We start from the raw sequence: 24,734 nt of genomic DNA on the forward strand, positions 1-24,734 counted from the left end.
TGGCTGTATCGTAATTCTTCTCCTTATCTTCCAAGCAGTTGCTTGCTGGATTTAGCACCTTGGTCATAGAAAATAGATTTCTACTACACCGGTTGCTGAGGCTTCACAGGGCCAGTCCCTCTGCCTCTCTTGATAAGAAAGCAATATGAACATGTCAATGAATTGAACTTCCATCAACTGTAACGAAAAATGCAGAAATAATCAATGGAAAATTTGAAATTTATCGAAAATTTATAAATTGGACATCAATCGGCAAATCGGCCTTGCGCATAAGAGAAATCACCTCTTGTAAATCATCTTTATTTTTCCCTGTCACACGCACTTGGTCATCCTGAAATTGTGATTTCACTTTGATGCCTGACTGCTTGATAAGCGCGTTGATCTTTTTGGCGTTGTCTTGATCAATCCCGCTGATCAGCTTCGCACGCTGGCGTACTGTACCGCCTAGGGCATGCTCAGTTTTTCCGTAATCGATGTTTTTAGTTGGAACATTTCGTTTGATCAGCTTTGTCACAAGCACATCTTTTAACTGCTCAAGTTTGAAGTCATCATCAGAAATGAGGACAAGCTCTTCTTTTTCGAGAGAAATATCACTTTTACTTCCTTTAAAATCATAACGGTTTTTAATTTCTTTCAGTGCTGCTTGAACAGCGTTTTGCACTTCAGGCAGTTCAACTTTCGATACAATGTCAAATGAGCTTTCTTTTGCCATCACACATGACCTCCAAGTTTAGATATTGCGTCTATTTTATCATGCAAATAGCAGAAGAAGAAAACTTTATCAAAGAGTAAAGCCGCCAGCCGTATAAATCGTGTCCAGTTTGTCCACTTTAGCTAACAGAACTAGAGATGTTCATGCAGGAAGAAGTATAGTAGAATAGAGTGAATCAAAAGATGAACGAACGCTCTTTTATGGGCAGATAGGAAGGAAGAGAACATGAGACCAGGTGAGCAACTGACCTTGCAAATAGAGAATGAAATGGAATACGGCTACTTTTTGACAGACGGTGAAGATTCGGTCCTCTTACACCGCAGTGAAATGACAGAAGATATTGGTGACCGAGATGAAGTAGAGGTCTACTTATATGTAGATCATGAAGAAAGACTCGCTGCCACGATGAAAATACCTACAATTAACGCACATACATACGACTGGGTAGAAGTCGTGGACGTGGTAGAAGACATGGGCGCATTTGTTGATGTTGGGCTGTCAAAGGATGCACTTGTTGCAACAGAACACCTCCCGCCTTTTGAGGAAGCATGGCCGAAAAAAGGAGACAAACTCTACTGTATGCTGAAAGTCACAAGCTACGGCAGAATGTTCGCAAAACCAGCCACAGAAGACGTGATCAGTGAATTGTTCACAGAGGCACCAGAAACCTTAATGAACAAAGAAATCACTGGAACAATCTATCGTTTAATTGCGACAGGTTCTTTTATGCTGACAGATACAGGCGTGCGTGGGTTTATTCACCGCACGGAACGAAAGGAAGAGCCACGATTAGGATCGACCGTGACAGGACGCGTCATTGCAGTGAAAGAGGACGGAACGGTGAACGTTTCTCTGCTTCCTAGAAAACAGGATGCACTATCTGTCGATGCAGAAGAAATTTTAACCTATATGAGAACAAGAAACGGCGCCATGCCTTATGGGGACAAAAGTGATCCAGAGGATATCCGCGAAAGATTTCAAATGAGCAAGGCAGCCTTTAAACGAGCACTAGGTCATCTCATGAAAAATGATTTAGTTTACCAAAAAGAAGGCTGGACATACGAGAAAAAGTGAGCATTTGCTCACTTTTTTATTTTTGTCTTAAATAATGGATTTTTTCTGTGAAAAAAGTCATGAAAAACCTTCACTAATCATTGAAACAACGCCTCTCAAATCCGATAAAAAAGGAGTAAGGATGATAAAAGGAGTGTGTTTTTGGATGAAAGTGAAGATTTCATTACTTCTGATGGCAGCCATGCTTATGGTGCTCGCCGCATGCGGTAATCAACAGGAGGGGGCGCCAAAATCAACTGCGAAGCATATTGGCGTTATGCTCACAGATGATGGTCTTGGTGATCAATCATTTAACGATTCATCATTTAAAGGATTAGAAAAAGCACGTGATGAGCTTGGCATTGAATTTGATTATAGAGAAATTGCAGAAACTGATACATATGAAAAAGGGCTGACAGAACTCGTAAAAGATGGAAATGATCTTGTCATTGGTGTAGGTTTCAGTATGCAAGAAGACCTGGAAAAAGTCGCAAAGAAATATCCGAAGAAGCAGTTCCTTTTGATCGATGCTGTATCTGAGCTGAAAAATGTGACCTCTGTGACGTTTAAAGAAGAGCAAGGCAGCTATTTAGCGGGAGCACTTGCTGCAATGACAACGAAAAGCGATGTCATTGGATTTGTTGGCGGTGTTGACGCAGATGTCATTCATCGTTTTGAAAAAGGATTTCAAAAAGGGGCCAAATCAGTCAATCCGAAAATCAAGATATTATCCACCTATGCCGGTACGTTTAGTGATGCAGGCAAGGGTAGTAAAATAGCCAAAGACATGATCAAAAAGAAAGCAGACGTTTTATATGCGGCAGCCGGTTATACAGGTGTCGGTGTATTAAAAGAAGCGCAGGCGCAGGGTAAATATGCCATTGGTGTAGACAGCGATCAGTACTATACTGCTGAAAAAGCGGTCATTTCGTCTATGGTGAAAAAAGTCGATGAAGTGGTCTATCAATTCAGTGAACAGCTCGTCAAGAACAATCAAATGAAAAGCGGACATGTTGTCTATGACTTAAGCAATGATGGAATCGATATGGCAAAAATCCGGATCCTGAAAAATGCTGAGACACTGACCAAAAAATTAAATGGTCTGAAGCAGACGCTTCTAAAAGAAGAGGGGGACGCATCATGAGCTTACGCGTCAAAATTTTACTTAACTCACTTATTTCACTTCTTTTAGCAGTTGGCGTCATCGCCTTTATCATTGTCAGCATGACAAAGATCCAATCATCAAATGAGACAGATGTGCAAACCTTATTAAACGTACAAAAAACGAAGGCAAGCTTTGAAAGTGTCGAGCAAGCCATGACCAATTATTCGATGACACTCTCAGATGAACAGCTAGAGATCGTTCAAAACGATATTTCTACAGCAAAAAAGCAGCTGCAAACGCTAAACAAACATGCAGGAAATATGAACAAAGAGGCATTAACAAGGTTAAATTCAAAATTTGACACGTGGACCAAGGAAGCAAACAACGCCATTGGTGAAAAAAACGCATCGGATGCAAGACGTGTGGCAGCAAGAATTGATGGCGTTTTAAACGATGTGCATACGATGAATAAAAGGGCAGAAGAAGAGTATAAACAAAATCTAGAGGCTGCAGCAGACAATGTCCAATGGATTATCACAAGTGCACTCGTCTCAGCACTCACACTGATTGTCATTGCTGTCTTTTTGAATATTGGATTAACGCGATCCATCGTGACACCCATCAAATCACTATCCTACAGAGCAAAGCAGATCGCAGAAGGCAATCTTGCTGTGGAGCGGATGGATATTCAGCGCAAGGATGAAATCGGCGGCTTGAATGAATCCTTTAATCAAATGACAGATCAGCTGATTAGTCTGATTAAAGAAATCAGCAATGTCTCAAGCCGAGTAGAGACATTCTCGATCCACCTGAATGATGAAAACAAAAAGATGATGGAGTCTGCGAATCAAGTATCTGTTTCGACAGACGAAATGGCCAATGGGTCACAAGCGATTTCAGAAGATCTCCAGCACGGCGTCAGCTTGATTGAGAAAATGGACCAGCATGGACGTAAAAATTCAGAACGCTCGCAAACGGTCATCCGCAGTACAGAGGATGCCATCGAAGCCGTAGAAAGCGGAAAGCACACGTTAACAGAAACAAAAACAGCGATTGAAAAAAATACACATGCCACGAGACAAATCGAAGAATCAGCAGGAGAATTTACGCAATACGCCAGCGGAATCTCGGCCATGGCCAAAACGGTTTCTGACATTGCGGACCAAACAAACCTGCTTTCCTTAAACGCAGCCATTGAAGCGGCAAGAGCAGGCGAAGCTGGAAAAGGCTTTGCCGTTGTAGCAGATGAAATTCGCAAGCTTGCTGATGAATCGTCTAATGCAACAAGACAAATCTTTGACATGGTCAGTCATATTGAAAGAGGCATTCAATCCATTAGTCAAACTGTTCAAGAAGGGGTCAAACTTTCACTTCAGCAGCAGGATGCGATGGACAAAACCTCACACTCCTTTGAAGATATAGAAACAAAAGCGCAGCATATTAAACAAGAAATGGCGGTCTTAAATGACCAAATTATGCAATCAACAGAACTTGGCGGACAAGTGCTGCACTCGATTGAAAATATTAGTGCAGTTGTAGAAGAAACAGCAGCTGGCAGCGAAGAAATTTCTGCCTCAGCCAATGAACAGCTGCAATCGTTCCATCAAATGAACAAACAGGTCGAAGAATTGATGAGTATGACGGCGAGGTTAAATGAAACCGTCCAGCGATTTAAACTTTCATAAGAAAAGCACCCTTCCCGTGTTGTGTCAGGGAAGGGTGCTTTTTATGATCATTTGCCTGTAAAAAAGATCGCAAGCGTGCTAGGCCCTGAATGGGACCCAACAGCGGCACCGATGATTTGAATATCAATTTCCTTTGGATGAAATTCGGCTTCGATCAGCTGTTTCATGTCTTCCGCCAGTGCAGGATCATCACCATGACTAATACCGACCGTTTGGTTCGACCAATCCGTTCCGCGTTCTTTCATTAGTTCAATAATGCGTTTCAGCAGTTTTTTACGTCCGCGGATTTTTTCAAGCGGGATGAGTTTTCCATCTTCGACATGTAAAATGGGCTTAATACTTAACAAACCGCCAACAAATGCGGACGCTTTACTGATTCTTCCGCCCCTTGCTAAATACGATAAATCGTCTACAGTAAAAATATGTTGTAAAGATTCACAAAAATGCTTTACAGACGTTTCAATTTCTTGTATTGTATTTCCGTCAATGGCAAGTGATTGAGCGTGTTTGACAGCAAGCCCATAGCCGAGTGAAGCGCATTTAGAATCGATGATTCGTAAATCAAAATCAGGGTATTCTTCCTTCACTTCGTTTGCCATCATCACAGCTGTCTGGTATGTACCTGAAAGCTCTGATGAAAAAGCGACATAGATAGCAGATGTATGGGTTTGAGCGGCAGAAACAAAGGTTTCCTTGATCCGGTTTGGTGAAGCCTGTGACGTTTTTGGACTGGCTCCTTGTCTCATCGCATCAAATACTTGTTTTGGTTCAATGGTGATCAAATCCTCAAATTCCTGCTCGCCAAGCAATACGCGGAGCGGAATGAGCGTTATGTTATGTTCATCATAATAAGAAAGAGGCAGATCAGCAGCACTGTCTGCTATGATATGAACAGTCATATAAATCCCTTCTTTCTAAAAAATAAGCCATATTTTACATCTTTTTAGCCTAACTATATCATAGAAATCATCTTTTCGTGTTCAAATTCTAAATTTTAGGGAAAACCATAGAGAGAATGGTAAGTGGAGGAATGACAACATGTTCATTGGAGAAGCAAAAAAACTCATTGTCGTCGTTATTGGTGCATTACTCAATGCGATTGGACTGAATTTATTTTTAATCCCAGCTGACGTATATGCAAGCGGTTTTACAGGGGTAGCCCAGCTGTTATCCAGCTTAATCGATCAATATGCGCCATTTTATGTATCAACAGGGATTCTATTATTTATTTTAAACATTCCAGTCGGCATTTTAGGCTGGATGAAAGTTGGCCGTTCCTTTACTTTGTACAGCATCATCAGTGTTGCACTGACGACCATTTTCCTTGGCATTTTACCAGAAACGAGTGTTTCCCACGATATTTTATTAAATGCTGTGTTTGGCGGTGTCATATCCGCAGTAGGGATTGGGATTACGCTCAAATACGGGGCATCGACAGGCGGACTAGACATTGTTGCTATGGTTTTAGCGAAGTGGAAGGATAAACCAGTTGGCACGTATTTCTTCATTTTAAATGGAATCATCATTTTTACAGCAGGATTATTACAAGGTTGGGAGAAAGCATTATATACCCTTGTCACATTATATGTGACCACAAGGGTCATTGATGCCATCCATACAAGACATGAGAAGCTGACCGCGATGATTGTCACGAAGAAAGCAGATGAAATCAAAGAAGCCATTTACGGAAAAATGGTCAGAGGCATTACGACTGTACCTGCAAAAGGCGCATTCACCAACGAGCAAAAGGAAATGATGGTGATCGTTATTACAAGGTATGAGCTGTATGAACTTGAACAAATTATTAAAGAAGTCGATCCAAAAGCCTTTACAAATATTGTACAGACAACCAATATTCTTGGATTTTTCAGACGAGATTAAAAGGTGGGTAGCAGATGAAAAAAGGGTTTGTGCTTCTCCTCATTCTATTGGTTTTAGCCGCTTGTGGACAACAAAAAAAGGATGAACCAGACAAGGAGGTATCCGGTCAAATGGGAGAAAAAACGGTTGAGCTCACAGTAGACCCCGTCCAGAAAGGTTCTTCAGTTCAATTTAACATGTCACTGAAAAATGAATCAGACCGAGATTTTGAATTTACTTTTAACACAAGCCAAAAATTCGAGCTTAGTGTGTATGACGAAAACGGGAATGAACAATACCGCTATTCGAAAGACCGTATGTTCACACAGGCCATCCAAACTTTTGTGCTGAAAAAAGGCGAGGCCTATGATTTTCAAGATACATGGTCAAACGGTGTAAAGCCCGGAACATACGAAGCAGTCGTAACGTTTAAAGGAAAAGCAGAAGGGCTGAAACAAATCACGGAGAAGAAAACATTTCAAGTCAAATAAGCGAGGGAATCAGAAAAAGCTGTCCACATTAGGTGAACAGCTTTTTTTATGTTAGAGATCATCGAGCAAGTCTTGGAAGGTATGCAGCTGGTTTCTTTCTGCATCTGTCGAATTGGCAAATGCAGAGGATACGGCATTTTTCGCTCGCTTGACTGCCTGCTGACGCTCTAACCCAGATGAAAATGAAGAAGTAAGAGCTTCTTCAGTAAACGATTTGGCTTGATCAAAAAGTTCGTTTCTCACAATGAACCTCCAGAAGCATCAGTCTTCATATTCCCTCTGTCTGACGCTTCTTCAAGTGTCGAACGATAAGGAAAACGTGCGTCATGAAGACTGACTGAATCTTTACCTTGTTGTATAAAGCGTTTCGATTTGCTTCTTTTACCCATTCGGAATCCGCCCCTTTACACAAGCTGACAGGACAACCTGTCTAACGGTAGTATGCCCGCTTTCATCTGCTATGTATGAATGGAAAAATTAAAGCGAGAAGTAATTCGTTAGAAACTTTGCAATCCCATCTTGTTCATTTGTATCAGTGACTTCATTTGAGACACGTTTCACGGCATCAATTCCGTTGCCCATTGCTACACCGCATCCAGCAAATTCAAGCATTTCTAAATCATTGTCTTCATCTCCGAATGCCACAATCCGCTCCTTAGGAACACCGTAATAATCACTGATCTTTTGCAGTCCAACGGCTTTGTTCATGCCTGTTTTAATGATTTCAATCACGTGCCACGGGGCAGCCCAGCGCCTGTGATCAATCACTTCTGCATGAACATCTGATAAATAGCTTCGAATGGCTCCGACGTCCTCTTCTTTTGCATGAATTAACACGCTCGTCACATTCTCTCCAAGGTTGTCTCTAAGGTCTCCAACAGTGACTTTGTTTGCATTCATATTAAAGATATCAATGAGTTTTTCATCATGATAATGGAAATACAAATCGTCTAACACTTCAGCTAAGACATTATGCACTTTATATTCTTCACTAATGTCTACAAGCTGTTTGACTACTTGAAGATCAAGTGACGTATGAAATCTGCCCCATTTTTCATCAAGAGGATGATGGACAAACGCTCCGTTAAAATTCACAATGGGTGAATCAAGCTGTAATTGCTGATAATAAGGAGAGCTGGAACGAAATGGCCGGCCTGTTGATATACAGACATGATGCCCGCTGTCTCTCACTTTTTGAATGACGTCAAGTGTATGCGCAGAAATGGTTTTATCATCTTTTAATAATGTGCCATCCAGGTCAAGTGCGATTAGATAAGGTTTAGTCTCCATAAAATCTCCTTTGATCTGTAAGTGATAGGAGGCAATTCATGTTAGCGCCTCTTTCTATAGTGTATCTTTATCACATCTTTGTTGTCTACATGTTAAAATAAACAAAGACGGGAATGATAAAGGAGGATTCATAGGCTGTGATCACCATTGATGAGCAAATTACGCGCGATATTCCATTTTTACATATCGTAAAAGCTGAAAATAAAGACAAACCGCTGCCGCTTGTATTTTTTATTCACGGATTTACAAGTGCACGCGAGCATAATTTACACTTTGCCTTCCATTTGGCGGAAAAAGGCATAAGAGTCATTTTGCCTGACTGTGCTTATCATGGTGTAAGATCAGAAAACCTCAGCTTAGAGGAACTGGCATCAAAGTTCTGGGAAATTGTCCTGAACGAAATTCGTGAAATCGATATACTTAAAACATACTTTCAAGAAAAACAATTGATTGAAGCCGATCTGATAGGCGTTGCGGGTACATCCATGGGCGGCATCACCACCTTTGGTGCACTTGCCAAGCATGATTGGATCAAAGCCGCTGTCAGCTTGATGGGAAGTCCAAACTATACGACGTTTCTAAAAGCACAAATCATGGACATGCGTCACAAAGGGTTAATGAAAGACATTACAGACGAAGAGGTTCATCTGCAATTAGACGCCCTGCGCCCATATGATTTAACGCTGCAAACGGATCGATTAAACAAAAGACCGCTGTTATTCTGGCATGCAGAAAACGATCCTGTCGTCCCTTACCGGCACGCAAAAACTCTATATGATGAGTTAGTAGCCACACAATATAAGCAGGATCCGCATCTGATTCGTTTTATCACTGATGGACAAGCTGGACATAAGGTCTCAAGACAAGCGATGTTCGAAACGATAGACTGGTTTGAGACACATCTGAAAAGCACAAACGTTTAGTCATAAGAAAAAGTACGTTATACTAATGGAAAAAGGAGTGGATATCATGGATGAAGCATTGAAAGAAAATATTTTAGGCGCCCTAGAACAGGTGATTGACCCTGAGCTGAATGTCGACATCGTCAACCTTGGACTTGTCTATGATGTCGATCTTGATGAGAATGGAAAAGCGGATATCACCATGACCTTAACATCAATGGGTTGTCCTCTTGCACCAATTATCGTAGATGAAGTCAAAAAAGCATTAAGTGATCTTCCAGAAGTAAAAGAAACAGAAGTTCACATCGTATGGAATCCCCCTTGGACACGAGACAAAATGTCAAGATACGCAAAAATCGCGCTCGGTATTCAATAAGCACAAAATGAAAAATGCCTGGTATGAGTTAAACTCATGCCAGGTTTTTTTATGAAAAATTAAGGTGGAGGAAGAGAGTAGCTTGATATAATAGATGTAATTTTATAGAACGGAGTACCTATCATGAAACAAAAATGGCTATGGATCGTTCTTTTGATCGTATATGCTGCTGCATTTCTTATATCAATCACTATACGAGAAGGCCAAGTACACAAAAAAAAGGATCTTGAGGCTTTTACTGATGTCAGTCATCTCATGCCTGTCAAAATCAAAAAAGTTGTTCAAGGGAAAGAGATAGACACGTTAAAAGAAGTATTGAAAGAAGCAAAAGCTAAACACCTGCCGATTTCTATTGCCGGAAAACAGCATAGTATGGGCGGCCACACATATTATGAAAACGGCATCGTGCTCGATATGACGGAATTCCGCCAGATTTTAGCGTTTGATCCAAAAAAGAAAACGATTCGGGTTCAAAGCGGTGCTACATGGGATGATATACAAAAATATGTGAATCCATATGGCCTAGCTGTGAAGGTGATGCAATCGCAGAATATCTTTACAATTGGCGGATCTTTAAGTGCAAATGCACATGGACGTGACATTCGCTACGGGTCACTCATTGATACGGTACGTTCCTTTAGGCTGTTAAAAGCAAATGGTGAGATTGTCACAGTAAAGCTAGGTGATGATTTGTTTTCTGCGGTCATTGGGGGATACGGATTGTTCGGTGTCATTTTAGATGCTGATCTTTCTTTAACAAAAGATGAATTATATAAAATGGAGACAACCTCTCTAGATTACGATGAGTATACGGATTATTTTCAAAAGCATGTCAAACACAATAAAGAAGTACGCATGCATCTTGCCAGAATCTCAACAGCAAAAACAAACTTTTTGAAAGAAATGTATGTGACGAATTATTCCCTCTCTTCAGATCAAAAAAACGAATCATATCAAGAGCTGAAAGAAGATCAACTCGTTATGCCATTGAAATTTATGCTCGGCCTTTCAAGGAGATTTGATATGGGGAAAGATCTGCTCTGGAATTTGCAAAAGAAGTATTTCCTAAGTCAAAATGATCAGCTGATCACAAGAAACAATGTGATGCGTTCTGATTCTGCCTTTTTGGAATATGAAAATGAGTCAGACACAGATGTGCTGCAGGAATATTTCGTCCCAGTTGACCGTTTTCGTGCGTACATCGATGACATGAGAGCCTTCTTACAACAGGAAGATTTGAATCTAATGAATATCACAATCCGCTACGTTCAAAAAAATGAAAAAGCGGATCTCTCATATGCGAAACAAGATATGTTTGCCCTTGTGCTTTTAGTGAATTACGGGTTCGAAAAAGAAGAGAAGGCGGAAGCAGAGCGGATCATTCGAAAAATGACAGATATCACGCTGCGGCACGATGGAAGCTATTACTTACCGTACATGCCTTATCAAACGAAGGCGCAAATGAAGCGGGCTTATCCTAAAACCGATGTATTTTTCCAAAAGAAAAAACAAGCAGATCCAGATGGCACGTTTACCAACTACTTTTATGAGAGGTACAATACACAATGAATGCAAAAGCAATGAAATGGTTCGTCTACTCTCAAAGTCTGCTGTTTTTCGCCAGCAGTTTGATATTCCCCTTTTACATTCTTTTTATTAAAAATGTTGGATCAAGCTATTCACAGTTTGGACTCGCCTATGGTCTGTTTGGTTTAAGCGGTGCGTTTATTCATTTACTTTTAGGAAAACTGCCGGAAACCACTGACAGGCGGCTCTTTTTAATCATTCATTCGTTCGGTATGGCGTTTCTTTTGCTGCTTTTTCCGCATATAACAGAAGTGGAGCAAGTGTATATCATTCAGCTTGCACTTGGTGCGCTGGGCGGCTTTCAAAAACATGGGGAGAAACTGCTTGTCACTGATCTGACAACAGAGAACAAAAGAATGAAAGAAGTCGGTCACTATCATTTTTGGACAGCCCTATTTTCATCCATTGCCATTATGCTTGGCGGCCTGTTTGCTGATTTCTTTACCGTTTACTTCATTTTTTATGCAAGCTCCATATTATATTTATGCAGTGCACTCATGGTCCTCTATATCAAAAACGAAAGATAAATCCGCATGTCTCATGAAGATATGCGGTTTTTTTGTTGAAAAAAAATGAAAACAAATATTAAATATACAATTGAATTAATTTTTATACATGTTATAATGTTAAATAATTTCACAAAGATCAAGAGGGTGTATTGACGTTGAAAATAGGTATTATAGGTGCTACAGGGTACGGTGGTGCGGAATTGGTTCGTATCTTCAAGCATCACCCGCATGTGGAGGAATGTATATTGTATTCATCAAGTGGTGATGGGCAATCATACAGTCAATCTTATCCGCATCTGACAAACATGACTGACCAAACATTAAAAGCCATTGACCCGGCTGCCATTGTGCAAGAGACAGATGCTGTGTTTTTAGCGACACCAGCAGGCGTATCTAGTGAACTGACACCAAAGCTTATGAATCAAGGAGTGCCGATCATTGATTTATCAGGTGATTTGCGCATTCAAGATGGAGCAACCTATGAAGCTTGGTATAAACGAAGGGCAGCGGATGCAGCATCTGTCCAGCAAGCGGTGTACGGTTTATCCGAACTGAATCGTGACAAAATTCAACAGGCTGAAGTGATTGCCAATCCGGGCTGCTTTCCTACCGCAGTTCTTCTCGGTTTAGCACCGCTCATCAAACAGAATGTCATCGATGAATCCATGATTATAATAGATGCAAAAACAGGGGTGTCCGGTGCCGGACGATCTGCCTCACTTGGCACGCATTTTTCAGAACTAAACGATAACTTTAAAATTTATAAGGTGAATGAGCATCAGCATACGCCAGAAATAGAGCAAATATTAAGAGAATGGAATCCGCAGACGGCGAACGTCACATTTTCTACGCATCTTGTCCCGATGACAAGAGGGATTATGGCGACGATGTATACACAATTAAAAACAGAAGCCACAAAAGAAGAATTGATGAAGCGAATGAAAGACTTTTATGAAGATTCCTATTTTGTCAGAGTGAGAGATCACGGCGTTTATCCACAAACGAAAGAAGTATACGGCAGTAACTTCTGTGATATTGGCTTTCATTTAGATGAGCGAACAGGGAGACTGACAATCGTGTCGGTCATAGACAATCTCATGAAAGGCGCGGCCGGCCAAGCGGTTCAAAACTTCAACATTATCAAAGGCTTACATGAAGAGGCGGGCCTCACAATGACACCTCTTTATCCATAAGAGAACAGGGGAGACAACAAACATGATCGAATTGAATGAAAAAAGCATTGTCAAAATAGACGGTGACGTATCATCACCAAAAGGCTTTGAAGCAAAGGGGATTCACATTGGCTTGCGCTATTCAAAAAAAGACCTTGGCCTCATCGTCAGCGAAGTACCAGCAGCAAGTGCAGCGGTCTACACACAAAGTCACTTTCAAGCTGCGCCTCTCAAAGTCACACAACAAAGCTTAAAAAAGACAGGACAATTAAAAGGTGTCATTGTCAATAGTGCTATCGCCAATGCATGTACTGGTGAGCAGGGAATAAAAGACGCATACGACATGCAGGCAGCCTGTGCAGATATGTTAGGTGTAGCACCTGATTACATTGCTGTTTCTTCTACTGGTGTCATTGGGGAATGTCTGGAGATGGATAAAATCAAAAAGGGCATCGCCGATTTAAAAGAAGCAAAAGCCGAAAAAGGCCATTTTGAAGAAGCGATCTTAACGACAGATACTGTCATTAAAAATACAGCATACACTCTTACGATAGACGAAAAAGAGATTATCATTTCAGGCGCAGCAAAAGGCTCTGGCATGATTCACCCGAACATGGCGACAATGCTTGGCTTTGTCACAACAGATGCAAATGTTGAACAGGAAGCCTTACAGCAAGCGCTTCGTGACATTACGGATGTGACCTTTAATCAAATTACCGTCGACGGAGAAACTTCGACAAACGATATGGTGCTTGTGATGGCAAATGGCATGGCACAAAACGATGTACTCAATGAAGAGCATCCAGAATGGCCATTGTTTAAAGAAGGATTAAAACTTGCTTGTGAGGATTTAGCCAAAGAGATTGCGAGAGATGGAGAAGGCGCAACAAAATTAATTGAAGCGAAAGTCGCTGGTGCTAAAAATAACTTGGAAGCCGGCATCATTGCGAAAAAAATCGTTGGTTCAAGTCTTGTTAAAACTGCCGTATATGGTACGGATGCCAACTGGGGCCGAATCGTTGGAGCCATTGGTCATAGCGCAGCTTCCGTCACACCGGAAGAGGTAGAAGTCTATTTAGGCGGACAATGTTTGTTCAAACGCAATGAACCGCAGCCATTCTCAGAAGAGGAAGCAAAAGCATATCTAGAAAAGGATGAGATTACGATTTTCATTCAAATGAGTGAGGGGAATGGTGAAGCAGCAGCATGGGGCTGTGACCTTACCTATGATTATGTGAAAATTAACGCGAGCTATCGCACATAAAGAAGGAGATAGACATGAATAAAACGATCGTGTTCAAGTGTGGAGGCAGTGTCATTCGAGAACTTTCAGATACCTTTTATGAAAATGTCCGCTCACTTCAAGCCGCTGGATTTAAACTGGCTATCGTGCATGGCGGAGGACCTGAAATCACCGACATGCTGCAAAAATTAGAAGTGAAAACAGAATTTGTTGACGGGCAGCGTAAAACAACGAAGCCTGTGTTAGAGGTAGCCGAAATGGTTCTTTCGGGAACGGTCAATAAATACTTTGTGTCAGAGCTCGCAAAGCATGATATTTCATCTGTCGGCGTATCCGGTAAAGATGGGCAGATGCTTGTCGCCGATTTCCTAGATCAAGACGTTTACGGGTACGTTGGCGAAATCAAAGAAGTTCATCCAGAGATGGCAGAAGCACTCATGGAAAAACAATTCATTCCTGTGATTGCGCCGCTGTCTATGACGGAAGAATGCCAAACCTTAAATGTGAATGCCGATTTAGCAGCATCAGCTGTCGCCGGAGCCATGAAGGCTGATAAGCTTATGTTTGTCACAGATGTTGAAGGCATTTTAAAAAATGGTGAACTATTAGATGTCGTCACCGAACAAGAAGCCCTTTCACTCATTGATGAAGGCATTATTTCCGGGGGAATGATTCCAAAAGTACAATCCGCATTGAGTGCTTTATCAGGTGATGTGGATGAAGTGATGATCGTAAATGGCAAAGGCAGTATCTTTACAGGAGAAACCTTTAAAGGAACAAGAATTGTGAAACAAAAGGAGGCGGTCCTGTGAGTCATCTCTTTCAAACTTATGGTCGGTGGAATGTTGAAATTAAAGAGGCTGCAGGTTCTTGGGCAGTCGATACAAATGGAAAAAAATATTTAGACTTTATACAAGGCATTGCGGTTACAAATTTAGGCCACAATCACCCAAAGGTCAATGAAGCCATTAAGGAACAGCTTGACCACGTCTGGCATGTTTCAAATCTATTTGAAAATGGACTGCAAGAAAAAGCAGCAGAAAAGCTGGCAGAAAACAGTTCAGGGGATCTCGTGTTTTTCTGCAATAGCGGGGCAGAGGCAAATGAAGGTGCCATTAAATTAGCACGTAAAGCGACAGGGAAAACAAATATCATTACATTTTTGCACTCTTTCCATGGGCGCACGTATGCTGGTATGGCTGCGACAGGCCAAGATAAAATCAAAACTGGCTTTGGCCCTATGCTAGAAGGCTTTCACTACGTACCGTTTAATGATCCAGACGCTATGTCAGCGTGTGAAGTCGATGATGTGGCAGCGGTGATGCTGGAGGTTGTGCAAGGTGAAGGTGGAGTGAATCCAGCGACACCAGAATTTCTAGAAGCCGTTCAAGCATTTTGCAAAAAGCATGAAGCACTGCTGATTGTAGATGAAATCCAAACCGGCATCGGTCGAACAGGAACAGCATTTGCGTACGAAGAGACGTGTCTTGACCCTGATATTATCTCTTCGGCAAAAGGGTTAGGAAGCGGCTTTCCAGTTGGTGCAGTCATAGGGAAAAAAGCTCTAGGAGATGCATTCTCGCCAGGTTCACATGGTACAACATTTGGTGGAAATATGCTTGCCATGGCGGCTGTGAATGCGACACTCGATGTCATTTTCAAAGAAGAGTTTCTTTCAGAAGTGAAAGAAAAGGGTGATTACCTGTTAGAAAAGCTGCAAAATGTCAAACAGCTGAATATCGTAAAAGAAGTGCGGGGAAAAGGATTGATGGCAGGTATTGAATGTGATCAGCCAGTCGCCGGCTATATCACAGCTCTTAGAGAACAAGGGCTGCTGGTGCTTCCAGCTGGTCCGAATGTCATTCGTTTATTACCTCCGCTGAATGTGAAGAAAGCAGAGCTGGATCAAGCGATCGAAACAATTGTTCAAGTATTAGCCAATAAAACAGTTTCGGTGTAAATTTTTTTTACAAACAAACGTATAAAAATGCATTTATATCATTAATTATTCAATTTTGGGGTGACATAAGCATGAAGGGTTATTTAAATTTAGAAGATGGAGCCTCTTTTGAAGGAGATCTGACAGGAGAAGCTGGCATCACAGGTGAAGTGGTCTTTTTTACAGGTATGACAGGTTATCAAGAGGTGCTCACAGATCCTTCCTATAAAGGTCAGATCATTGTTTTCACTTATCCGCTGATCGGAAATTACGGCATTAACCATGAAGACTTTGAGAGCAAGAAGCCTCAAGTAAAAGCGGTAGTTGTTTACGAGGCAGCAGAGCATTTTTCACATCATCTTGCAGCGGTCAGCTTAAAAGATTATTTACAAAAGTGGAATATCCCGCTTCTGACACATACAGATACGCGCGCAGTCGTGCAAAACATCCGGGCAAATGGAACGATGAACGCTGTGCTCAGTGTAGACGAAAACGAAACGCCGCCTGCAATGAAACAAGACAATGTCGTCGCACAGGTGACAGATAGTGAAATCTACACACAAGGCAGCGGTGAGGAACATGTGGCGCTCATTGATTTTGGCTTTAAAAAATCAATTGCAGATTCGCTTGCAGCGCGCGGCTGTAAAGTAACCGTCATTCCATATAAACAAATGGAAAAGGTATTTGAGATCAAGCCGGATGCGATCCTCTTGTCAAACGGACCTGGAGACCCGAAAACCATGACACCGTATTTAAAAACAATTCATGACATCATGATGTCATTTCCGACACTTGGGATCTGCCTAGGTCACCAATTAATCGCTCTTGCACTTGGCGGAGATACGTATAAGCTGCCATTTGGCCACAGGGGAGCGAATCATCCTGTCCAGGATACAGAATCCAAACGTGTCTTTATGACAAGTCAGAACCATAGCTATGTTGTGAATGAAAAAAGCATGAATGACAAAGAAGTGGATGTGAAATTCCTTCATGTCAATGATGGATCTGTAGAAGGATTCATTCATAAAGAAAAGCTGATTATGTCAGTTCAATTTCATCCAGAAGCACACCCAGGGCCTGCTGAAAGTGAATGGGTATTCGATGATTTTATTGAGAAAGTGAAACAAGCAAGGAGAGAAGTCGCACATGCCTAAAGATCAAAGCATACAAACCATTCTAGTCATCGGGTCTGGTCCAATCATCATTGGTCAGGCAGCAGAATTTGATTACTCAGGAACACAAGGATGTATGGCCTTAAAAGAAGAAGGCTACAAAGTCATCTTAGTGAATAATAACCCAGCAACCATTATGACAGACGAGTCATTTGCTGATGAAATCTATTTTGAACCGCTTTCAGTTGATTCAGTGACAAGAATCATTGAAAAGGAAAAACCAGATGGTCTTTTAGCCAACCTTGGCGGACAGACGGCTTTAAACCTTGCTGTCGAGTTAGAAAAAGCCGGTGTGCTGAAAAAGCATGGGGTGACTCTGCTCGGAACGTCAGTTGAAACCATTGAAAACGGTGAAGATCGAGAGAAATTCCGTGCTCTCATGAAGCATTTGAACGAACCTGTGCCGGATAGTGAAATTGTGGATAATGCGGAAGATGCTCTTCAATTTGCAAAAGAAGTCGGCTTCCCAGTCATCCTAAGACCAGCATACACACTTGGCGGTAAAGGCGGCGGAATCGCTCTAACAGAGGAGGCGTTTAAGCCGCTCATTGAAGGAGCTCTCTTAGCGAGTCCGATTCACCAGTGTTTAGTTGAAAAAAGCATAGCTGGCTTTAAAGAAGTCGAATATGAGGTCATGAGAGACCGTCAAAATACGTGTATCACGGTATGCAACATGGAAAATATCGATCCAGTTGGTGTGCATACAGGAGACTCGATTGTCGTTGCACCTTCCCAAACATTAACGGATCAGGATTATCAAATGCTCCGTTCAGCGAGCCTGAAAATCATTTCAGCGCTGGATGTAGTCGGCGGCTGCAACATTCAATTTGCCCTTGATCCACTCAGTAAAGAATACTTTGTCATTGAGGTGAATCCTCGGGTCAGCCGTTCTTCTGCTCTTGCATCAAAAGCAACAGGCTATCCGATTGCGAAAATGGCAGCTAAGCTTGCGGTGGGTTATACGCTAGACGAATTGAAAAACCCGCTCACAGGTACAACCTATGCTAGTTTTGAGCCGGCACTAGATTATGTTGTCGTGAAATTCCCGCGCTGGCCGTTTGATAAATTTAAACAGGCAGACCGTCAATTAGGCACAAAAATGAAGGCGACTGGTGAAGTCATGGCGATTGATCGGAATTTAGAGTCAGCCATTCAAAAAGCAGTTGCATCACTTGAAATTAAAACGAAGGGCTTCCACCTGCCAGAACTGAAAGAGCAATCGACAGAACTTTTATTTGAACTTATCAAAACACCAGACGATCGCCGGTTTTTCGCTGTTATGGAGCTTCTTTCAAGACAAGAAACAGTTGAAACGATTCATCAAACGACGAAAATCGATCGATTCTTCTTACATGTGTTCCAGAATATGATTACGCTCGAACAAGAATTGAAAGATCATAAGGGGACGCTATCAAAAGATACCTTGAAAAAGGTAAAGGAAAAGGGTTTCCTTGATGAAACGATTGCTCTTCTTACGGGTCACACGGAAGAGTCAATCAGGCAGCTTCGTCAAGAATACGGCATTGCTGCTTCATTTAAAATTGTCGACACATGTGCGGCGGAATTTGATGCTAAAACGAATTACTTCTATTCCACCTACTTCGGCAAAAGCGATGGTGAACATCAAGAAAAAACAAAGCAGCGTGCACTCATCATTGGCTCTGGTCCGATTCGAATCGGGCAGGGGGTCGAGTTTGATTATAGCGCTGTTCATGGCGTTCTGACCTTGCAAAAGCTTGGATTTGAAACCATCATGATGAACAACAATCCAGAAACAGTCAGTACTGATTATGAGATTGCAGATCGTTTATATTTTGAGCCGATTACATTAGAGCACATCCTAAACGTTGTGGAAGCAGAACAAATTGATTTTGTCATTGTCCAATTTGGCGGACAGACTGCGATTAACGTCGCAGAAGGCTTAGAAAAAGCCGGTGTCACATTGTTAGGTACGTCCTTTGATACGCTGGATGCACTTGAAGACCGCGATTTATTCTATCAGCTTCTTGATGAACTGAATCTTCCTCACGCAAAAGGAGATACGGCTCATTCAAAAGAAGAAGCACTCGTACATGCGAAAAGCATCGGTTACCCTGTATTAATTCGCCCATCGTATGTCATTGGTGGAATGGGAATGATCGTTGTTCAGTCAGAAGCACATTTGGCATCACTGCTTGATCAGCCAGATCATTTGCCATACCCAATCTTAATTGATGAGTACGTCACGGGAAAAGAAATTGAAGTGGATCTTATTTCTGACGGAAAAAAGGCGTTCATTCCAACCATCGTAGAACATATTGAGAAAGCGGGCGTGCACTCAGGTGACAGCTTTGCCATTTTACCAAGTATCTCAATCAGTGAAGACATCAAACAGCAGGTGCATACCGCGTCTGAACAAATAGCGAAGAAATTATCATTCAAGGGCATTATGAATATCCAATTTGTCATCAAAGGGGATCAGGCGCTTGTATTAGAAGTGAATCCGCGGGCAAGCCGGACTGTACCGGTCGTCAGTAAGGTAATGGGCATTGATATGATCCCAATGGCCACTCAATTATTAGCTGGTGCATCGCTTGAAGAACTAAACCCTGCAACGAAAAACAAAGGGGGGACAGCGGTCAAATTCCCAGTGTTCTCATCACATGCCATTCAAGATATCGACCTCAAGCTGACACCTGAAATGAAAGCGACAGGAGAAGGAATGTGTGTAGGCAAGAACGCCGAAAGCGCCTTGAAAAAAGTATTTGCGCCGATCTGGAAGCAAAAAGGAAGCCTTTTTATACAAGGCAGCGAGCAATTGATAGATGAAGCGAAGCATGCAGGCTTTGACGTCTGGACTGGCAGCTTTGAATCTTGGCTGCAGAATGAAGATAAATCCCTTCATATTCATTTAGGAGAAGATGAAGAGGCAAAAGAGCAGCGTGTAAAAGCACTCACACACGGCGTTCAAGTCCTAACCGAATATGAAACAGTTCAAGCATTCCTGCAAGGAAAAAATGGAGATGTATCACCAGTTTCGCTCCATGAATTATATAAAAAGGAAGTGACGGCATGAGTCAAGTCGACGTACAACCGGCATTATACGGAAAAGACTTTTTATCATTAAAAGATTTCTCAATCCATGAGATTGCATATTTAATTGAAAAAGCTGAAGAAATGAAACAAAACCCATATCAAGATTTATTCAAAGGAAAAACGTTAGCGATGATCTTTGAAAAATCTTCAACTAGAACCCGTGTCTCGTTTGAAGCGGGGATGACGCAGCTAGGAGGACATGCGCTCTTCCTCAGCTCAAATGATTTGCAAATTGGCAGAGGAGAAACCATCAGTGATACAGCGCAGGTGCTGTCTGGTTATGTCGACGGTATTATGATTCGAACCTTTGAACATGAGAAGGTTGAAGAGCTTGCACAATACGCGTCTATTCCAGTCATTAATGGATTAACCGACTACTCACATCCATGTCAGGCGCTTGCTGATTTATTAACCATTAAAGAAACAAAAGGTACTTTAAAAGGAATCAAAGTGGCCTATATCGGTGACGGAAATAACGTGGCGCACTCCTTGATGGTCGGCTGTGCGCAGCTAGGCTGTGACATTGCGGTTGCATCACCAAAAGGCTATGAACCACTTCAAGAAGTCACAGACACTGCCCGTGAGTTTGCAAAACAATCAGGGGCAGAAGTGACCGTGACAACAGATCCTGTTGCAGCTGTAAAAGATGCAGATGTTATTTATTCAGATGTGTTTACAAGCATGGGGCAGGAAGCAGAAACAGAGAAACGTCTTGCTGAATTTAAAGAATATCAAGTCAATAACGAACTGATGAGTCATGCAGCAAAGGATTATATTTTCCTTCATTGTCTACCGGCACATCGCGGGGAAGAAGTGACGGCAGATATTATTGACGGGCCGCACTCAAAAGTATTTCAACAGGCAGAAAACCGCCTGCATGTGCAAAAAGCGTTAATGAAAGAACTTATGTATCGAACATCCAAATAAATCCAAGTGTCCCTGACTCGTATGAGCAGGGACTTTTTGCATAAAGGATTGGAGAGGCAAGGGACGGGACATAATAACATCAATCGAGAAAGGAGGATGAAAATGGGTCAGCAGCATCAGTTTAAATCAGGGAATAAAGCACCGAATAATGGTGTGTATATCGAGATCGGTGAAACTGGCAGTATGGTGAAAGATCCTTTAAAGATTAAGCTTAAAGCAGGCGACGTCTTTCCTGATAACTCGAACCATAATCGTGTTTGGACCTACCAAAGAAAGCCGTAAGCAATTGACTAAGAGTCAGCAGGAATAAGACTTTAGAGGCATGTATCATGCCTCTTTTTTCTTTATAATAAAAAACAATTAAGTTCAAATTTTCAAATAAATAGTATGAAAAAAAGAGAACTTAAGGTAAAATATGTAATATATTGTTGAAAGGATTTGTGTGATGGAAAAGATGAATCTCAGTGAAAGTGTTTGGAATAAACGCTTCACCTCATTATTCATATCAAGACTCATTAAAAACACAGGGGAAAGTTTTGCTTTTACATCCGTCCTTTGGCTATTGATTTTAAGAGGGGATGGAGCGCTCGGTACAGGACTTCTTCTAGCAGTAACGGTTCTCCCTTCATCTTTGTTAGCCCCAATTTTAGGACCTCTTATGAAAAAGCACCATTTGTCTAAATGGATGTTCGCTTCAGATGTTGTTCGAGCAACAATTGTACTCATTATTCCACTTCTGCACTTTTCGCATCTATTGCCTCTATGGTTATTGATTTCATTAATGGTTATTCAATCGGCAACAGGTGCAGCATATAATCCAGCTTCGGTGGCGATCTTACCGCAGATTGTTCCAAAGCATCTCATTCAAAAAGCAAATGCAATCCTGCAATCTTCTTTTGAGATTGTTGCACTTGCAGCAGTCATGGTAGCTGGTCTTTTGGTTAAATTAATTGGACCTGCAGATACTCTGCTGATCACCACTGCTTTATTTGTGATTTCTGGTCTGTTTATTATCGGGGTCAAACTAAAGAAAACCGATGAAGAAAAAGCAGCGGGCATTAAACAAGCGAAGAATACATATTTGTATAACTTAAAAAGAGGGTTTCTCGTTGTCAAAAACCATCACATTTTATTTGCGCTCACGCTGTATTGTATCTTAATGAATGTCGCAGCAGCTCCGTGGCAGGCACTGTCAGCGGTATACGTAGCAGAAGCGCTGCAAAGCGACTCCATGGTGTATTCCATTTTAAGAGGTGTTGCCGCAGTTGGCGCGTTTATGATGGGCTTTGCTCTGGCAAAGGTGAAAATTAAGAGATTTGGTTTGTTCTTTATTGTCGCTGGCATGATTGAAGGGGCTGCATTCTTTATGACAGGGATGAGTACATGGCTGCCGGTTGTTCTGCTTGCTTCCTTTATTTTCGGAGCTGCTGTCAGTGCGATCAATGTGCCGGAAATGGTCATTATTCAAACATCTGTTGACCAAGAGGATCAGCCGCAAGTATATGCTGTGATCAATGCCTCATCAAATGTCTTTCTCCCGCTTGCAGCTGTCGTATCAGGCGTCCTGGCAGAAAGATTTGGAGCGGGACCTGTCATTGCTGGCGGAGGAATCCTTGAAATTTTATCAGGTATCGCGATCTTCCTGTTTACAGGGCTTGCGAAAAGCCATTTGACTCAAGACAAACAGAAGTCCGAAACCGTCGAGGTATAAACAATAAAAACCCCCTGTATGTTTAAGGCAGGGGGTTTTAGCGTGCCGCAATCACTCTGAAAAGAAAGAAAAAAGAGCTAAACATCAATTTAGCTCTTTTTCACAAGTCATATTAAGAATGTTTTGTTGAACTTTCCGTTTCTTTCATTGGACTTACTTCAGCAAAGATGAATAAAATAACCGTAAACACAACTGCAAGAATGGAAGTGAGCGTAAAATCATAAGCAGCTCCATTCATAGAGGCAACGATGTAACCAGCCATATGTGTCAGCAGAAAAGTCCAAATGAGGGTGATAATATAATGCATAATCCCACCGTCCTTTATGTAACAATCTATTGATTATCATACCATAGATGCAAGTGAAGGGAAAAGACTGTTTTCCGCCTTTATGTGACCATTTTAAGACCTTCTGCTATAAAAATAAAAAGAATTCTTCTGTCTTTAGGGGATTTCCTTATTCCTACAAGAGTTGTTGTTCATATCATAGAAAGCAGAATCACTGAAAGGAGGCTGGCCATATGGGTGTAAGCGAACGTTTTTTCCAGCTTGGTTCCCAGTGGAACATCATTCACCTTCCTCAAAAACCAAATGGCTTTGGCATTCTAATCCTCGGTGACCGAAATCACTTTGTGCAGGAAAATACATCATTCTGGCTTCAGCATTATGGAAGAAACCAGCTTTTAACTGCCTTAAAGGATGAAGGATATACATTGTTTAATAGTCATCTTCATGGGAATCACTGGGGATGCGAAGATGCTGTTTTTAGTGCCAAGCAGCTCGTGCATCACACACTAAAACAAGAAATATTAAACCGGGAAATTCATGTGCTCGCAGAGGGAATGGGTGCACTTGTTGCTATGAGCCTTGCTGAGGAGATGCCTGAAGTACTAAGGTCCATTGCGATGGTGAATCCATGTCTGAATCTGGATGCACAACGAGAAAGAGAAAAGGAACACAAATTCTTTTATAAGCAGCTGCTCAAAGAGTTAGCAGAGAGCTATGGCTGTTCTGAAAAGGAAGCTGAAACGTATCCACTGCCTTCTTGTCCTGTTCATTCTGCTCATGTACCGATTCATATATGGCAAAGGCTAAACGGCGCACCTTATGCATATGAACTTCACGCAAAGCCTTTTATTGATCAGCATATGAAAAATCCAGAACATTGTCAGGTCGATCTCACGCTGCATATGTTTGATCATCCGAGAAGAATCTTTCAATCCATTCACAAGTTTTATAAATCGCATGAAAGAGAATTGTGATGAATAGGATGATAACAGCCCTTCATAGAAAGGGCTCTTCTTTTTATTCGATATTAAAAAAGGGGACGTGAACATGGAAACAGGACTGATCATAGGGGCAGATGAGTTTTTTGGCCTGACACTTTGTGAATATATGATGAAAGAGGGCATTCAAGTGGATATCACGCGTCCTCATGATCTTAAAGAAGAACAAAAGGCACTGTTAGAAGAGCGGATGATGTGGCTGGGCAGAAATGATCTCGTTCGTGTCATTGACCTTCAGGATAGCAAAGACACGTATGACCTCATTTTTATTCAATCAGAGGAACCGCATAACAGGCAGAAAGACATCAAAGCAGAGCATGGCATGTACCAGATTCTTTATGAAAAACCTGAAAACGAATCAGTGAAACAGAATGTGCCGGCAGTTATTCTTCCTCGCATGTTCGGACCATGGACACTCAATGAAGATCAAACAAAGCGTGCAGATTCACTTTTTGTAGAAGATGTGGCAAAGGAATTGTTACAATGGGCTTCGGACACAGGTCAAAGACAGGACATGACGTATGAATTGAAGGTAGAAAGCCAAACAGATGACAAACAAGCAGAAGACATGATTGCAGAATGGAAAAGACAAAACTCAACATTTTTCGACAAAAAGCAAGAATGATCTTCCATCTTATCTT

Annotated in this window: 26 protein-coding genes and 1 riboswitch; of the genes, 20 read left to right on the plus strand and 6 right to left on the minus strand. The window is 41.6% G+C overall.

All coding sequences use genetic code 11. The features are described from left to right. Nucleotides 1–20 precede the first annotated feature (20 nt). Nucleotides 21–139: riboswitch (SAM riboswitch) on the minus strand. Between the two features lie 81 nt (nt 140–220). Then, complete coding sequence (locus NSS65_RS05395) at nt 221–712, minus strand: YajQ family cyclic di-GMP-binding protein (RefSeq protein ID WP_012009527.1); 492 nt, start codon at nt 710–712, stop codon at nt 221–223. Between the two features lie 225 nt (nt 713–937). On the opposite strand from NSS65_RS05395, the gene NSS65_RS05400 reads away from it, so the two are divergent. The 3 genes from NSS65_RS05400 to NSS65_RS05410 all read left to right on the plus strand — a co-directional run bounded on the left by NSS65_RS05400 (nt 938) and on the right by NSS65_RS05410 (nt 4,555). Beyond that, complete coding sequence (locus tag NSS65_RS05400) at nt 938–1,786, plus strand: S1 RNA-binding domain-containing protein (protein WP_024426505.1); 849 nt, start codon at nt 938–940, stop codon at nt 1,784–1,786. Between the two features lie 145 nt (nt 1,787–1,931). Continuing rightward, on the plus strand, nt 1,932–2,909 hold the full coding sequence (locus tag NSS65_RS05405; RefSeq protein ID WP_065214218.1) for a BMP family ABC transporter substrate-binding protein: 978 nt from the start codon (nt 1,932–1,934) through the stop codon (nt 2,907–2,909). Beyond that, nucleotides 2,906–4,555, plus strand: a complete 1,650-nt coding sequence (locus tag NSS65_RS05410) for a methyl-accepting chemotaxis protein (protein ID WP_326135029.1) — start codon at nt 2,906–2,908, stop codon at nt 4,553–4,555. The genes NSS65_RS05405 and NSS65_RS05410 overlap by 4 nt, the downstream gene beginning before the upstream one ends. 47 nt (nt 4,556–4,602) lie before the next feature. Here the strand turns inward: NSS65_RS05410 and NSS65_RS05415 are convergent, their stop codons facing one another. Then, nucleotides 4,603–5,454 carry a DegV family protein gene (locus tag NSS65_RS05415; protein ID WP_024425073.1) on the minus strand — a complete coding sequence of 284 codons (852 nt, stop codon included), beginning with the start codon at nt 5,452–5,454 and terminating at the stop codon, nt 4,603–4,605. Between the two features lie 139 nt (nt 5,455–5,593). Here NSS65_RS05415 and NSS65_RS05420 point away from each other — a divergent pair, with 139 nt between their 5' ends. After that, entirely contained in the window at nt 5,594–6,436 is an 843-nt protein-coding gene (locus tag NSS65_RS05420) for a YitT family protein (RefSeq protein ID WP_024425072.1), read from the plus strand. Nucleotides 6,437–6,450: 14 nt separating this feature from the next. After that, nucleotides 6,451–6,906, plus strand: coding sequence for a BsuPI-related putative proteinase inhibitor (locus tag NSS65_RS05425; protein WP_024426502.1), 456 nt, complete (start codon nt 6,451–6,453; stop codon nt 6,904–6,906). Between the two features lie 51 nt (nt 6,907–6,957). On the opposite strand, the gene NSS65_RS05430 is transcribed toward NSS65_RS05425, so the two are convergent. From NSS65_RS05430 to NSS65_RS05440, 3 genes are all read right to left on the minus strand, one after another. Then, nucleotides 6,958–7,149, minus strand: coding sequence for a DUF3813 domain-containing protein (locus NSS65_RS05430; protein ID WP_024425070.1), 192 nt, complete (start codon nt 7,147–7,149; stop codon nt 6,958–6,960). Beyond that, the gene (locus NSS65_RS05435) at nt 7,146–7,295 is read right to left on the minus strand and encodes a hypothetical protein (RefSeq protein ID WP_024425069.1); all 150 of its coding nucleotides are present in this window, start codon (nt 7,293–7,295) and stop codon (nt 7,146–7,148) included. The genes NSS65_RS05430 and NSS65_RS05435 overlap by 4 nt, the downstream gene beginning before the upstream one ends. An 88-nt stretch (nt 7,296–7,383) precedes the next feature. Next, nucleotides 7,384–8,196, minus strand: coding sequence for a Cof-type HAD-IIB family hydrolase (locus NSS65_RS05440; protein WP_024425068.1), 813 nt, complete (start codon nt 8,194–8,196; stop codon nt 7,384–7,386). A gap of 137 nt (nt 8,197–8,333) precedes the next feature. On the opposite strand from NSS65_RS05440, the gene NSS65_RS05445 reads away from it, so the two are divergent. The 13 genes from NSS65_RS05445 to NSS65_RS05505 all read left to right on the plus strand — a co-directional run bounded on the left by NSS65_RS05445 (nt 8,334) and on the right by NSS65_RS05505 (nt 22,809). Further along, complete coding sequence (locus NSS65_RS05445; protein WP_264316076.1) at nt 8,334–9,119, plus strand: alpha/beta fold hydrolase; 786 nt, start codon at nt 8,334–8,336, stop codon at nt 9,117–9,119. A gap of 46 nt (nt 9,120–9,165) precedes the next feature. Beyond that, nucleotides 9,166–9,474 (plus strand): metal-sulfur cluster assembly factor, encoded by a 309-nt coding sequence (locus NSS65_RS05450; protein WP_024425066.1) that lies wholly within the window; start codon nt 9,166–9,168, stop codon nt 9,472–9,474. Between the two features lie 123 nt (nt 9,475–9,597). Next, the gene (locus NSS65_RS05455) at nt 9,598–11,043 is read left to right on the plus strand and encodes an FAD-binding oxidoreductase (RefSeq protein ID WP_326135030.1); all 1,446 of its coding nucleotides are present in this window, start codon (nt 9,598–9,600) and stop codon (nt 11,041–11,043) included. Further along, nucleotides 11,040–11,588 (plus strand): MFS transporter, encoded by a 549-nt coding sequence (locus NSS65_RS05460; protein ID WP_061109662.1) that lies wholly within the window; start codon nt 11,040–11,042, stop codon nt 11,586–11,588. The genes NSS65_RS05455 and NSS65_RS05460 overlap by 4 nt, the downstream gene beginning before the upstream one ends. Nucleotides 11,589–11,725: 137 nt before the next feature. Beyond that, nucleotides 11,726–12,763 (plus strand): N-acetyl-gamma-glutamyl-phosphate reductase, encoded by a 1,038-nt coding sequence (argC, locus tag NSS65_RS05465; protein ID WP_061109663.1) that lies wholly within the window; start codon nt 11,726–11,728, stop codon nt 12,761–12,763. 22 nt (nt 12,764–12,785) lie between these two features. Next, nucleotides 12,786–14,006 (plus strand): bifunctional ornithine acetyltransferase/N-acetylglutamate synthase, encoded by a 1,221-nt coding sequence (gene argJ / locus NSS65_RS05470; protein WP_061109664.1) that lies wholly within the window; start codon nt 12,786–12,788, stop codon nt 14,004–14,006. 14 nt (nt 14,007–14,020) lie between these two features. Further along, on the plus strand, nt 14,021–14,797 hold the full coding sequence (gene argB / locus NSS65_RS05475) for an acetylglutamate kinase (RefSeq protein ID WP_025093396.1): 777 nt from the start codon (nt 14,021–14,023) through the stop codon (nt 14,795–14,797). Further along, a complete protein-coding gene (locus NSS65_RS05480; protein ID WP_041117114.1) occupies nt 14,794–15,945 on the plus strand; it encodes an acetylornithine transaminase in 1,152 nt (383 codons plus the stop codon). The genes argB and NSS65_RS05480 overlap by 4 nt, the downstream gene beginning before the upstream one ends. Before the next feature lie 71 nt (nt 15,946–16,016). After that, nucleotides 16,017–17,078, plus strand: coding sequence for a carbamoyl phosphate synthase small subunit (locus NSS65_RS05485; protein WP_024425061.1), 1,062 nt, complete (start codon nt 16,017–16,019; stop codon nt 17,076–17,078). Next, nucleotides 17,071–20,151, plus strand: coding sequence for a carbamoyl phosphate synthase large subunit (locus tag NSS65_RS05490; RefSeq protein WP_254001641.1), 3,081 nt, complete (start codon nt 17,071–17,073; stop codon nt 20,149–20,151). The genes NSS65_RS05485 and NSS65_RS05490 overlap by 8 nt, the downstream gene beginning before the upstream one ends. Then, nucleotides 20,148–21,098, plus strand: coding sequence for an ornithine carbamoyltransferase (gene argF / locus NSS65_RS05495; RefSeq protein WP_326135031.1), 951 nt, complete (start codon nt 20,148–20,150; stop codon nt 21,096–21,098). Before NSS65_RS05490 ends, argF begins: the two co-directional genes overlap by 4 nt. 102 nt (nt 21,099–21,200) lie before the next feature. Continuing rightward, nucleotides 21,201–21,380, plus strand: coding sequence for a YjzC family protein (locus NSS65_RS05500; protein WP_008348517.1), 180 nt, complete (start codon nt 21,201–21,203; stop codon nt 21,378–21,380). Nucleotides 21,381–21,543: 163 nt separating this feature from the next. Then, entirely contained in the window at nt 21,544–22,809 is a 1,266-nt protein-coding gene (locus NSS65_RS05505; protein ID WP_041117120.1) for an MFS transporter, read from the plus strand. Nucleotides 22,810–22,921: 112 nt separating this feature from the next. On the opposite strand, the gene NSS65_RS05510 is transcribed toward NSS65_RS05505, so the two are convergent. Further along, entirely contained in the window at nt 22,922–23,116 is a 195-nt protein-coding gene (locus NSS65_RS05510; protein WP_003211779.1) for a YjzD family protein, read from the minus strand. Nucleotides 23,117–23,328: 212 nt separating this feature from the next. Here NSS65_RS05510 and NSS65_RS05515 point away from each other — a divergent pair, with 212 nt between their 5' ends. Together NSS65_RS05515 and NSS65_RS05520 are read left to right on the plus strand one after the other, a co-directional pair. Beyond that, entirely contained in the window at nt 23,329–24,069 is a 741-nt protein-coding gene (locus tag NSS65_RS05515; RefSeq protein ID WP_024425057.1) for a hypothetical protein, read from the plus strand. Between the two features lie 73 nt (nt 24,070–24,142). Continuing rightward, nucleotides 24,143–24,718, plus strand: a complete 576-nt coding sequence (locus tag NSS65_RS05520) for a hypothetical protein (RefSeq protein ID WP_061109668.1) — start codon at nt 24,143–24,145, stop codon at nt 24,716–24,718. Nucleotides 24,719–24,734: the final 16 nt, after the last annotated feature.

Origin of the sequence: Bacillus sp. FSL K6-1006, from assembly GCF_038593175.1 — a bacterium.
GTDB classification, from domain to species: Bacteria; Bacillota; Bacilli; order Bacillales; family Bacillaceae; genus Bacillus; species Bacillus safensis.